At 34.7% G+C, this 11929-nt stretch carries 13 protein-coding genes; 9 read left to right on the plus strand and 4 right to left on the minus strand.

From position 1 onward, the window contains the following. Nucleotides 1–384 precede the first annotated feature (384 nt). On the plus strand, nt 385–1707 hold the full coding sequence (locus RTP52_RS16780; RefSeq protein WP_312100204.1) for an AI-2E family transporter: 1323 nt from the start codon (nt 385–387) through the stop codon (nt 1705–1707). Between the two features lie 44 nt (nt 1708–1751). Here the strand turns inward: RTP52_RS16780 and trxA are convergent, their stop codons facing one another. From trxA to trmB, 3 genes are all read right to left on the minus strand, one after another. Further along, nucleotides 1752–2063: a thioredoxin gene (gene trxA, locus RTP52_RS16785; RefSeq protein ID WP_029502705.1), complete on the minus strand. Its 312-nt coding sequence runs from the start codon at nt 2061–2063 to the stop codon at nt 1752–1754. 129 nt (nt 2064–2192) lie between these two features. Continuing rightward, nucleotides 2193–2483 (minus strand): hypothetical protein, encoded by a 291-nt coding sequence (locus RTP52_RS16790; RefSeq protein ID WP_312372623.1) that lies wholly within the window; start codon nt 2481–2483, stop codon nt 2193–2195. Between the two features lie 59 nt (nt 2484–2542). Beyond that, a complete protein-coding gene (gene trmB, locus RTP52_RS16795) occupies nt 2543–3184 on the minus strand; it encodes a tRNA (guanosine(46)-N7)-methyltransferase TrmB (RefSeq protein ID WP_312100202.1) in 642 nt (213 codons plus the stop codon). Between the two features lie 353 nt (nt 3185–3537). On the opposite strand from trmB, the gene RTP52_RS16800 reads away from it, so the two are divergent. The 7 genes from RTP52_RS16800 (at nt 3538) to rsmI (ending at nt 10196) form a co-directional block, all read left to right on the plus strand. Then, a complete protein-coding gene (locus tag RTP52_RS16800; RefSeq protein WP_312372624.1) occupies nt 3538–5058 on the plus strand; it encodes an aminotransferase class I/II-fold pyridoxal phosphate-dependent enzyme in 1521 nt (506 codons plus the stop codon). After that, nucleotides 5051–5641, plus strand: a complete 591-nt coding sequence (locus RTP52_RS16805; RefSeq protein ID WP_312100200.1) for a guanylate kinase — start codon at nt 5051–5053, stop codon at nt 5639–5641. The genes RTP52_RS16800 and RTP52_RS16805 overlap by 8 nt, the downstream gene beginning before the upstream one ends. A 286-nt stretch (nt 5642–5927) precedes the next feature. After that, complete coding sequence (locus RTP52_RS16810) at nt 5928–6368, plus strand: YaaR family protein (RefSeq protein WP_312100199.1); 441 nt, start codon at nt 5928–5930, stop codon at nt 6366–6368. A gap of 21 nt (nt 6369–6389) precedes the next feature. Further along, nucleotides 6390–7382, plus strand: coding sequence for a DNA polymerase III subunit delta' (gene holB / locus RTP52_RS16815; protein WP_312372625.1), 993 nt, complete (start codon nt 6390–6392; stop codon nt 7380–7382). Nucleotides 7383–7477: 95 nt separating this feature from the next. Continuing rightward, complete coding sequence (locus RTP52_RS16820) at nt 7478–8380, plus strand: PSP1 domain-containing protein (protein ID WP_312100196.1); 903 nt, start codon at nt 7478–7480, stop codon at nt 8378–8380. Beyond that, nucleotides 8373–9143, plus strand: a complete 771-nt coding sequence (locus tag RTP52_RS16825) for a tRNA1(Val) (adenine(37)-N6)-methyltransferase (protein ID WP_312100209.1) — start codon at nt 8373–8375, stop codon at nt 9141–9143. The genes RTP52_RS16820 and RTP52_RS16825 overlap by 8 nt, the downstream gene beginning before the upstream one ends. Before the next feature lie 207 nt (nt 9144–9350). Next, nucleotides 9351–10196, plus strand: coding sequence for a 16S rRNA (cytidine(1402)-2'-O)-methyltransferase (gene rsmI / locus RTP52_RS16830; RefSeq protein WP_312100195.1), 846 nt, complete (start codon nt 9351–9353; stop codon nt 10194–10196). A gap of 260 nt (nt 10197–10456) precedes the next feature. On the opposite strand, the gene RTP52_RS16835 is transcribed toward rsmI, so the two are convergent. Then, a complete protein-coding gene (locus RTP52_RS16835) occupies nt 10457–10714 on the minus strand; it encodes an AbrB/MazE/SpoVT family DNA-binding domain-containing protein (protein ID WP_012201903.1) in 258 nt (85 codons plus the stop codon). Between the two features lie 576 nt (nt 10715–11290). Between RTP52_RS16835 and RTP52_RS16840 the strand changes: the two genes are divergently transcribed. After that, entirely contained in the window at nt 11291–11881 is a 591-nt protein-coding gene (locus RTP52_RS16840; RefSeq protein WP_312100193.1) for a nucleoside recognition protein, read from the plus strand. Nucleotides 11882–11929: the final 48 nt, after the last annotated feature.

Here is an 11929-nt window from a genome sequence, read left to right on the forward strand (position 1 = left end):
CCCTGATTAAGAGTCAGGTGCTCTACCAACTGAGCTAAAGACGCATAACACATATTTAAAGACTTGTTCTATCTCGTGAACGCAAAAATTATTATATACGATGGTATAAAAAAAAGCAAGCATTTTTTAAAAAAAATAAAATGTTATATTATTCCATAAAATATTCAAATGAAACATTCGTTTGAAAAGTAACGTCTAAGTCAAAAGATTCTTGTTAATAATTCGATTGAAAGTCAAAAGAGTTATAATTACCGTTGATTATAGTTCTTATAACCGATATAATGCTTATAGTATGAAAATTACAATGGAAGTAAGGGGGAGGGGAATTCAGAAATTACGCCCGTTACTCACCAATGTCAATAGAAAAATAAAAGGGGTTAATAAATGGCGAAAAAGTTAAAACTTTCTGGAATAAACAAGAAGAAAAAACCTGTAGTTCATGAAGAGACCGGTAAAATTAAGGTAATAGTTCTAAAGGAAGAGAAGGTATCGGAAGAAAAGGAAGTATCGGAAGAGAAGGAGGCAGAATTAGTAGAGCGTCCGAAGGACTATAAATTCCGATTCGAGCCAACCAAAAAGTATTTTACAATTAGTGTATATGCGTTTGGTGTAATTGCACTTGCTATTATATTTAAACTAGCATTACAGAATATTCCTTCGTTCTCAGTAGGCTTAAAAAAGTTTTCGATAGTGATACAACCATTCATCGTTGCTTTCTTTATTGCATTTATTGTAAATCCAATTGTGAAAGCGTTGGCTGATAAATTTTACGGTAAAACGCTAAATATAAAGAAACCAAAAGTTTGCTTGGCTCTAGGTATTGCGACCACTTATATTATAATTATTGCAGTATTAGTAGTATGCTTTACTTATATTATACCGCAGGTTACAAACAGCATAACGGAATTAATTCTAAATAGCGATACGTTATATAAGAAGGGTGAAGCCTGGCTAAATGATTTTGGTGAAAAGGTTCCAATTCTTGATACGGAATATATACAAAATAAAATTGAACAATCTTTTCCTCAGTTGATTTCTTTTGGAACAGACTTCGTTAAAAATGTATTTCCAAAGATATTAAATGCCTCTATATCAATTGCGAAGACAGCGATTAATATTTTATTATCCATTGCGATCTCTATTTATATGATTTATGATAAAAGGATGTTATCAAAAAATTCGGCACGTGTAATTTATGCATTTGTTCCGAAAAAGAAAGCAGATACCTTCCTTGATGTAACAAGAGAATGTGGATCAATCTTTACCGGATTTATTGTTGGAAAAACAATTGATTCCACCATTATTGGTATTCTTTGTTTTATATTAATGTCAATCCTTAAGTTACCATATGCAATCTTAATCAGTGTAATTGTAGGAGTTACGAATATGATTCCTTACTTTGGACCATTTATCGGTGCGGTACCAGGAATACTTCTTTATTTATTTATGAGTCCGATTCAAGCGTTAGTTTTTGCCATTATGATACTTGCCCTACAGCAGTTTGATGGCTGGATTTTAGGGCCTAAGATTCTTGGTGATTCAACTGGACTAACTCCTTTATGGGTTATTTTTGGTATCACAGTCGGAGGCGCTTACGGTGGCGTAATTGGAATGTTTTTAGGAGTTCCTTTCGTAGCAGTGATTGCTTATCTGTCAGATATGCTTATTACGGGACGTCTAAAGAAACGCAACATAGAAATACGATAAAAAAATCCTGTTCCTAACAAAGAGTGTTAGGAACAGGATTTTTTTTATGCATTTAACATATCTTCTAATTTTTGTTTTGCAACAACACCTACCATTGTTTCAATTGCTTTACCATTTTTAAAGAAGATTAAAGTTGGAATAGACATAACGCGAAATTCTGCTGCTGTTTCTGGAGAATTATCTACGTTAAGTTTACCAATCTTCACCTTACCTTCATATTGGTCATGTAATTCCTCGATGATTGGACCCATCATTTTACATGGTCCGCACCAATCTGCATAAAAATCTACCAAAACTGGTAAATCGGATTGAATTACTTCTTTTTCAAAATTTTCATCAGTAAAAATTAGTGCCATATTAGTACCTCCGTTGTATGGTATAGTTAAATAAATAGTTCCTTTGTCACTTGTTATCAAATCAGGTATCATTCACCTTTTGGTATTTTACCCTTATTCAAAGAGTTTTAACCTGTTTAGTTAGGATTACTATTTGGAAGGTTTATTACCCGAAGCATTCGGTCTGTTCCCTGAATTATTAGGCTTATTCCCTGAGCTATTAGGCTTGTTTCCAGAATTATTAGGTTTGTTCCCTGATGTATTGGGTTTATTTTCTTTAGGCTTGTTATCTGTAGTACTAACATTCTTTTTTAGAAGGTTAGAGTTTTTTAGTAAACTATCTACGGCATCCCAAGAACTTTTTAAGTCTAATGCTCTCTTGTTTAGGTTTTGATTGGACATAAGAGTATGTGACAACCTAGTTTTTGGCGAATTTTTCATAATATACCAGCTATGCTTTTTTTATATCATATTACGGTAATCAAAAAAATATCCAATTATTATTTCTCTCGACTGGCAACTAAGCGATGAATAGGATTTCCCATAGAGGAAAAACGTTCTTCATATTCTGTCATGATGTTGCCTTCCACATACTCACTATGATGTAAATCAAAAGTTACATCACGCAATTGCCATCCGGATAGAGTTACTTGTTCTAGCGAAAAGTCGAATAAGTCTCTATTATCTGTTTTAAAGGCTACATATCCATCCTTTGTTAAGAACTGATCATAGCGTGCTAAAAACTCGCTTGAAGTTAATCTTCTTTTTGAATGGCGATCTTTTGGCCATGGATCAGAGAAGTTTAAGTAGATTCTATCTACTTCAGAAGGAGCAAAAATATCGGTGATATTTTCTGCGTCAAAACGAAGAAAATAGAGATTATCTCCTTCATATTCCTCTCTTTTTTCGATGGCACGTAATAATACACTAGAGTATTTTTCTATGCCAATATAATTTATATTAGGATTTTGCATTGCTAGTGAAGTGATAAATTGCCCCTTTCCCATGCCTATTTCAATGTGTATGGGATTGTTATTACCAAATACTTCGTGCCATTTACCTTTCATTTGTTCCGGATCATGAATGACATAGTCATTTTGTGCTATGTATTCTCTTGAGCCGGGAATATTTCGAAGTCGCATGTTTCTCCTACCTTTCTAAACCGATTAAGGCGTGTCAACCTAAGATTTATTATACTTGTTATCTTATTATTCGTCAATTAGTACTGTCCATACATCAGACTGCTCGATTGGGGCTTTTTCTTGTGTTTTAAAGTTTTGTACGCTATAATATCGGTAAGTTATTGTGAAATAAAAGGCATTTCACTTCTTATTTTAACCTCATCAGGGAAGTGGACTTGCCTGTTTTAAAATGCCACGTAGTGGCAATGAGGTTAGAAGCAAGTAGCGTAAGTGGATTGCGAATATCCGCTTTGACTTGGTGTTAATAGAATGAGAAAATACGGAATCATTGGATAGAAAAGAGGAGTGGCAAGTTGAATTTATATAGAAAGTTACAGGAGTATGCAAAAACAGGATATTATCCGATGCATATGCCTGGCCACAAGAGAAATGAAGAATGGTTTATGGATAATCCCTATACTCTTGATATTACGGAAATCGATGATTTTGACAACTTGCATGATGCGGAAGAGGTATTGAAAGAAGCCATGGAGGAGACTGCAACGTTGTTTCAGACGAAGCAAAGTTTTTTCTTAGTGAACGGAAGTACTTGCGGAATTTTAGCGGGAATTTCTGCAATGACAAATCGTGGAGATAAGGTAGCAATTGCAAGAAGTTCGCACCAGGCAGTCTATCATGCAATTTATCAAAGACAGTTAAGGCCAGTATATCTTTATCCATCCATGTTACAGTATGGGATAGCTGGGCAAGTCACAGTAGATTCCGTAGCTCAAACTCTTGAGGAGAATCCTGATATATCGCTAGTCGTAATAACCTCACCTACTTATGAAGGAATTGTCTCTGACATTAAAAAAATTGCTGAGGTAACTCATCGATATGGAGCAGGGCTTTTAGTAGATGAGGCACATGGAGCGCATTTGTTATTTCAAGGTGGAAAGGAAAAGAGTGCACTCGAATGTGGAGCGGATATTGTAATTCAAAGTACACATAAGACGTTGCCATCGTTTACGCAAACAGCACTTTTACATCGAAATAGTGAGTTGGTGTCAGAAAAAGCAATCAAACATTTTTTGAAAATATATGAGACAAGTAGTCCTTCTTATTTATTAATGGCAAGTTTGGTGAGATGTATGGATTTTTTAAGGGCAGATGGGGAAGAAAAATTTAAACTCTATGGGGAATACTTAGATAATGTATATGAAAAACTTTCTAATCTAAAAAATCTTACTCTTTGGAATCCGGAAAACAAAGATGTATCGAAGCTTGTAATTGCATCAAATCGTAAGGATATAACAGGAAAGATGTTATATGAGGAGTTAAGGACAAAGTATCTTATTCAACCAGAGATGGCATCGAAAGATTATGTGTTATGTATGACAAGTGTGTGTGATACAAAAGAAGGTTTTCATCGATTTATTGAGGCAATTCTATCAATAGAAAGGGATATTGAAAAAGGACGATTTATTGACATAGATTTTAATAAGAGAAGTCTTTTAGAAGCGTTATCAGGACAAGAGTTTATTACGAAACAAGACGATACAAACGTAGAGAATCTAAATCAAACTTTTACAGAGATAGAATTCTTTGAAAGTGAATTAAATAAACTGCAAGAACCAATACGCTATTATGAGACTTATGAACTTGATGGATGCAAGGAAGAAGTAATTTTGCTTGTAAAAAGCGAGGGACGGATTGTACTGGATTATGTGTATCTTTATCCACCTGGAATTCCTCTTTTGGTCCCAGGAGAGGTTATTGATAGACCTATGATAGAAAAACTTCTCCTCTTTAAGCAATCTGGATTAAGGGTTAAAGGTCTTTTAGAGAAGGAAGGGGACTTCATTACAGTTAAAGCAGGAGAAAAGCATGTCTAAAATTTTTGTAATCATGGGAAAGAGTGCGACCGGGAAAGACACGGTCTATAAAAAGCTGATTGAATCAAATGAGCTTATGCTTAAAACAGCGGTTGGTTATACGACTAGACCAATTCGCAAAGGTGAAAGAAATGGCGTGGAGTATCGCTTTGTGACCGAGAATGAGATGGAAAATCTAAAAGAGAAAGGTCTGATTATTGAGCATAGATCTTATGATACGGTACAGGGTGAGTGGCATTATTTTACGGTTAATGATGAGCAGATTATTCTTGGTAAGAATGATTATCTTCTTATTAGTACATTAGAGGGTTTTGTTCAAATAAGAAAATATTTTGGTAAGGATATCGTAATTCCGATTTATATTGAAGTTGCGGATGACATACGGCTAGAAAGATCAATTATTCGAGAGAGAAAACAAGAAAACCCTAAGTATGCGGAGGTTTGCAGAAGGTATCTCGCAGATGAAGAGGATTTTTCAGAAGAAAAATTGATGGAAGCTAATATTATTAAAAGGTATAAAAATGTCGATTTAAATGAATGTATTAATGAAATCGAGAATGATATTAAGAGTTTTCAGATATAAAGCTTAAAAAATTAAACCATTTATGAAACTAGCTGTTAATAGGAATTTCTTAAATCATTGTAATAGGTATGAATTTCTTAAATTATTGTAGTAGGTAGGATAAAAGAAAATGCTATAATTTACAGGTACCGTATGGTATAATGCCATTAGACATTATATCAAACGTACTTGTGCTTTGACGGCAAAGTGAAGTGTACAAACGACGCGATGTGCCGCATATCATAATTGCATGTAAATATGATAAAATGTTTAATACCAAAGGATACGGTGAATGGGAGGTGAGCGCATGGAGATTAAGGTGAATCAAGTACAGCAAATCAATCAGACAGAGGTGAAAGCTCCTGTTCCAAATGGAGATGATTCTTTTCGCTTTACCTTAATTAGTAATATTGAGGAGCAGTCACTTCAGGCGCGTTTAAATCTATTAGTAGAGGAAATTTCCACTCAAGGTAAACGAATCACCAAGCATATGGATGTTACCGATATGAGAAGGTATAGGGAGTTAATCAAGGAATTTATGAATGAGGTTGTAAACCGATCACATAAATTTTCACGTCAGAATTTTTTAGATAAACGCGGAAGACATAGAGTATATGGTATGATTAAATTAATCGATAAAACCTTGGATGAATTAGCATTAGAGCTAATCAAAGAGGAGAAGGATACCATTGCAATCTTAAATCGAATCGATGAAATTAGAGGATTATTACTGGACTTGTTGGCATAGCTTTAGAAAGGCAGGGAAAACATGAATACCTTTAAAGATGTCATTGGGCATGAAGAAATCGTGAATCATCTTCAAAACGCAATGAAAACCAATAAGGTTTCTCACGCTTATATCTTTCAAGGGGAAGATGGAATCGGAAAAAACTTTGTTGCAAATATTTTTGCCGCTGCTCTTTTATGTAATGAACATGGAATCAATCCATGTACCAAATGTAAATCCTGCTTACAAGCAGTTTCAGCAAATCAACCAGATATTCGAAAAATCACTCATGAGAAAGCGAGTATTGGTGTAGATGATATAAGACTTCAGTTAAATAATGATATTGCAATTAAGCCCTATGTTGGTCCTTATAAAATCTATATCATAGACGAAGCGGAGAAGATGACAGAGCAAGCTCAAAATGCTCTCTTAAAAACAATTGAAGAACCGCCAGGGTATGCAATTATTCTGTTATTAACAAACAATAGCAATTCTTTTTTACCGACGATATTATCCCGCTGCGTTTTACTTAACTTTAAAGCAGTGGACAAGAATAGAATCAAACAATATCTCGTAGACGAAGAACATATCGTAGATTATCAGGCACAAATCAGTGCATCCTTTTCCGGAGGGAATCTGGGGAAAGCGATTAAGTATGCGACCTCAGAACGATTTGTAAAGATGAAGGAAGATATCATTCATCTTATGAACAATATGGAGGGAATGGACCTTGGTGATATTGCGGAAGCGGTCAAATATTTCTCAGAAAATAAAGGTGATATTTTAGACTGCTTGGATTTAATGCTTCTATGGTATCGAGATATTTTAATGTTTAAGGCGACGCAGGATGGTAATCTTTTAGTATATAAGGAAGAAGTATCTACCATTAAAAAGCAAGCAAAATTAAGCAGTTTTGAAGGGTTAGAGCATATAATACAAGCGTTTAGTACGGTCAAGGATCGATTGAATGCAAACGTAAATTTTGAAGTAGCAATGGAACTTTTATTGCTTTCTATGAAGGAAAGTTATCAATAGATGTCATATACGAGTATTCAATCGAATTTGTTTTATATTCTGATTGGATATCCGTATAGCTAAGAGTGAATAAAAAGGGAGAGAGGATAAAAACTATGATAAATGTAATCGGTGTACGTTTTCGAAGAGCTGGTAAGATTTATTTTTTTGATCCAGCTGGTTTTTCAATTAAACAAGGGGATAATGTAATCGTTGAGACCGCAAGAGGTATAGAATATGGCAATGTAGTTCTTGGACCGAGAGATGTAGAAGAGAGCCAAGTGGTACAGCCATTAAAGCAGGTTATGAGAACGGCAACACCGGAAGATGATGAGATAGAGCATAAAAACAAAGAGAAAGAAGAAGAAGCATTTCGCATCTGTATGGAGAAGATTTCGAAACATCAGCTTGACATGAAGTTGATCGATTGTGAGTATACGTTTGACAATAATAAGGTATTGTTTTATTTTACTGCCGATGGAAGAATTGATTTCCGTGAATTAGTAAAGGATTTGGCTTCGGTCTTTAAGACAAGAATTGAATTACGTCAAATTGGTGTACGTGATGAAACCAAAATTGTAGGTGGAATCGGAATCTGCGGAAGACCTCTATGCTGTCACACGCACTTATCTGAGTTTGCTCCTGTTTCTATTAAGATGGCAAAGGAACAAAATCTTTCATTAAATCCAACGAAAATATCTGGCGTATGTGGAAGATTAATGTGCTGTTTAAAAAACGAGGAAGAGGCATATGAGGATTTAAATAGTAAGCTTCCGAGCGTAGGTGATTTTGTAACTACGAGTGACAATCTTCGTGGTGAAGTAACAAGCGTTAGCGTATTAAAACAATTAGTAAAAGTCATCGTCGTATTAGAAAATGATGAAAAAGAAATTCGTGAATATAAAGTAAGTGACCTTCGCTTTAAGCCAAAGAAGAAAAAAGAGAAAGTGCTGCTTGATGAGGAACTTCGTGCACTTGAAGCGTTGGAAAGAAAAGAAGGTAATCATCTGGATGATTAATACAGAGAAAATTTCTATAACACAAAAAGAAGAACTTCTTTTTGCAGGGGAGAGATTGGATGAATTACATCGTAATGGCTATAAAATAATTCAAAACCCTGAGAAATTTTGTTTTGGAATGGATGCTGTTTTATTATCTGGTTTTGCTAAAATAAAACCAGAAGAATCTACTCTTGATATGGGTACAGGGACAGGAATTATTCCTATTCTATTAGCAGGGAAAACAAAAGGGAAACACTTTACAGGTCTTGAGATTCAGGAAGAGAGCGCAGATATGGCAAGAAGAAGTGTTCTCTATAATGATTTACAAGAACGTGTAGAAATAGTAATGGGTGATATTAAAGAGGCCTCCAAGATATTTGGAGGGGGCTCTTTTGACGTTGTTACGTGTAACCCTCCTTATATGAATAATCAACATGGGTTAGTGAATCCGGCTATGCCTAAGGCGATTGCGAGACATGAAATATTATGTAGCCTTGAGGATGTTATAAGAGAAACTGCTAAAGTTCTAAAACCGAATGGGAGATTTTATATGGTACATCGACCTCATCGCTTGGTTGAAATATTTTCTATCATGCGTCAATATAAATTAGAACCAAAACGGATGAAATTAGTACATCCTTATGTAGACAAAGAACCAAATATGGTACTAATCGAAGGTTTGCGTGGTGGAAACCCTATGATTACGATAGAAGCACCGCTTGTCGTCTATCGTGAGGTAAATGTTTATACCGATGAGATTTATGAAATCTATGGTTATTAGTTTATGTGACTACGTATTAATGTTTGGTATTAACACCACATGTGTGTTGAAAATATATAGTAAATTTACACTTTTAAATAACAAGGAATAGTTCGCGATGCGTACTTTTTCTTGTTTCTGGCAGTATCAAATCTGTATGCAGACGGAATCCTCTCGCGGATACTATCCGCATACAGATTTGATATGCAACGGGTGTTAGGAGGAATCATGTCAGGAAAATTATATTTGTGTGCTACTCCAATTGGTAACTTGGAGGATATGACCTTTCGTGCTGTAAGGACATTATCTGAGGTAGATTTGATTGCCGCAGAGGACACAAGAAATAGTATTAAGTTATTAAATCATTTTAATATTAAAACGCCGATGACGAGCTATCATGAATTTAATAAGATAGAAAAAGGTAAGTATCTAATAGATGCGATGCTACAGGGTAAGAATGTTGCGCTGATTACCGATGCAGGAACCCCTGGAATCTCAGATCCGGGAGAAGAGCTAGTTCAGATGGCTTATGAGGCAGGAATTGTAGTGACGTCTTTACCAGGAGCTTGTGCGTTAATCACAGCGCTAACGATTTCTGGCCGATCTACCAGAAGGTTTGTATTTGAAGCTTTTTTACCAGTAGATAAAAAAGAACGTCAATCCATTCTTGATGAGCTTGTTAATGAGACAAGAACGATTATTATATATGAAGCTCCACATCGGCTGGTAAAAACACTAAATGCTCTCCATGAGACTCTTGGTAATCGAAGAATTACCGTCTGCAGAGAATTAACAAAGAGATATGAAACTGCATTCTTAACTACGATAGAGGATGCGCTTGCCTTCTATACGGACAGTGAACCAAAAGGAGAGTGCGTGGTACTAATTGAAGGGCGTACAAGGGAAGAACTGAAAAAAGAAGAGCAGGAGCGATGGGCAGAGTGGACATTAGAAGCCCATATGGATTACTATCTCGGTCAAGGGTTAAGTAAAAAGGAAGCCATGAAATTAGTTGCTTCTGATCGAGGGGTATCTAAAAGAGAAATTTATTCGCAGCTTCTTGATCAAGAATAAAAAAGAATACTAGAGCAAAGATAAAAGATATAAAAAAGTATAGGTAATATGCTTAATTGTAAGCATGATTTCCTATACTTTTTTTGCCGCCAAAGTATGCATCCAGCTATATTATATCTGATTTTAAATCAAGAAATATTCGAAGGAATGATAACTTAAAATAAAGAGTAATTGGCTTTGCAGAATGATAAATAAATTTGAATAGATTATACTGCAATATGTAGAACTCTTTATATGTTAGGTTGTAGCATGTTTATTAATTATTCAATAATTCCTGCAAGTTTAGCAAGCTCCATAATAGAACTCTTAGCGACTTTTTTACCGCAATAATCTACTAAATCATCTTTACTTCCACTGAAAATATCAGCTGGCTCATATTTTTGAAGAATAATCTTACCCTCATCTACGAAGATTTCCAATGGATCTCTCTCGCTAACACCAAGTGTTCTTCTTAATTCAATAGGAAGTGTGATGCGGCCTAACTCGTCAAGCTTTCTAACGATACCTGTACTTTTCATTATAGTACTCCTTTCAATGTCAAACGAACATATAAACTGTCAAATCTTGTAATTATTTTGAATTACTTACTATAAATTATCATATAAAGACAGGTGAAGTCAATTCAAAAAAATGTTACATTCTAGCATTTTTTTAAGATGCATATTCACAAAATGTAAAATAAGTGTATAGTTTCGTCAAAGTTAACGTTTTCACCCTCTTATTTACTTGTTAAAAAGAGAAATTGTAAATAAATGGCGAACTATCAGAAAATAAGACATTATATAAATTATTATAAATAATTAGTTGTTTTAATTGATGATTGTAAGCATTTTCATTTCTTTTATGAGAGGTTTAAGAATTTACAATTATCCCCTATATATTATCCGAAAATAAAAGAAGGTATATATACCTTATATCGTCTATATGTAAAAGGAAAGTACATAAGTAATTTATCCTATTTATTACTTCAACAATTCAAACCACAGATGCCATACCAATATGAAAGGAACGTGTTATAGTATTGATACGGAATAGTAGGAAGAATAGATTCTTCAATAATCTCATATGATTAAAAAAACGAATGGTTTTGCACTATGATAAATTATCTATGGGCATTCATGATTATTATTGGAATTGTGTACGGTGCATTTACAGGTAAGATGGCGGATATCAGTACAACAACCATATCCTCTGCAAAGGAGGCTGTAACCTTATGTATTGCAATGCTTGGGGTTATGTCTCTATGGATGGGGCTTATGGAGGTTGCTAGGGGCATTGGGCTTATGGATCAATTAACAAGGAAACTTCGGCCATTACTAAAAATTCTATTTCCGGATATACCGAAGGATCATATTGTAAATGAGTACATAGCATCTAATATGATTGCTAATATCCTGGGACTTGGGTGGGCTGCCACACCAGTGGGTTTAAAGGCAATGAAAGAATTAGCTACCCTAAATAAAAATTCAAAGTTTGCAAGTTGTGATATGTGTACGTTTCTTATTATCAATATTTCTTCTCTTCAGCTGATACCAGTTAATATTATAGCATACCGAAGTCAGTATGGTGCGGTGAATCCTTCCGACATCTTAGGTGTTAGCATCCTTGTTACGCTCTGTTCTACCCTTGTTGGTGTTGCTTTTTCTATTATAGCAAGAAAACTATCTAAGAAACCAAAGTATTAAGATTCGAGCGAGCATATAAATCGCATTCTTAGATTCTTAACATAATAG

The organism is Lachnoclostridium sp., from assembly GCF_031997925.1.
Classification (GTDB): domain Bacteria; phylum Bacillota; class Clostridia; order Lachnospirales; family Lachnospiraceae; genus Lachnoclostridium.

Excerpts from the sequence above, each read along its gene's own strand:
- RTP52_RS16780 (WP_312100204.1), top strand. The coding sequence starts at position 385 with ATGGCGAAAAAGTTAAAACTTTCTGGAATAAACAAGAAGAAAAAACCT.
- trxA (WP_029502705.1), bottom strand. The coding sequence starts at position 2,063 with ATGGCACTAATTTTTACTGATGAAAATTTTGAAAAAGAAGTAATTCAA.
- RTP52_RS16790 (WP_312372623.1), bottom strand. The coding sequence starts at position 2,483 with ATGAAAAATTCGCCAAAAACTAGGTTGTCACATACTCTTATGTCCAAT.
- trmB (WP_312100202.1), bottom strand. The coding sequence starts at position 3,184 with ATGCGACTTCGAAATATTCCCGGCTCAAGAGAATACATAGCACAAAAT.
- RTP52_RS16805 (WP_312100200.1), top strand. The coding sequence starts at position 5,051 with ATGTCTAAAATTTTTGTAATCATGGGAAAGAGTGCGACCGGGAAAGAC.
- RTP52_RS16810 (WP_312100199.1), top strand. The coding sequence starts at position 5,928 with ATGGAGATTAAGGTGAATCAAGTACAGCAAATCAATCAGACAGAGGTG.
- holB (WP_312372625.1), top strand. The coding sequence starts at position 6,390 with ATGAATACCTTTAAAGATGTCATTGGGCATGAAGAAATCGTGAATCAT.
- RTP52_RS16820 (WP_312100196.1), top strand. The coding sequence starts at position 7,478 with ATGATAAATGTAATCGGTGTACGTTTTCGAAGAGCTGGTAAGATTTAT.
- RTP52_RS16825 (WP_312100209.1), top strand. The coding sequence starts at position 8,373 with ATGATTAATACAGAGAAAATTTCTATAACACAAAAAGAAGAACTTCTT.
- rsmI (WP_312100195.1), top strand. The coding sequence starts at position 9,351 with ATGTCAGGAAAATTATATTTGTGTGCTACTCCAATTGGTAACTTGGAG.
- RTP52_RS16835 (WP_012201903.1), bottom strand. The coding sequence starts at position 10,714 with ATGAAAAGTACAGGTATCGTTAGAAAGCTTGACGAGTTAGGCCGCATC.
- RTP52_RS16840 (WP_312100193.1), top strand. The coding sequence starts at position 11,291 with ATGATAAATTATCTATGGGCATTCATGATTATTATTGGAATTGTGTAC.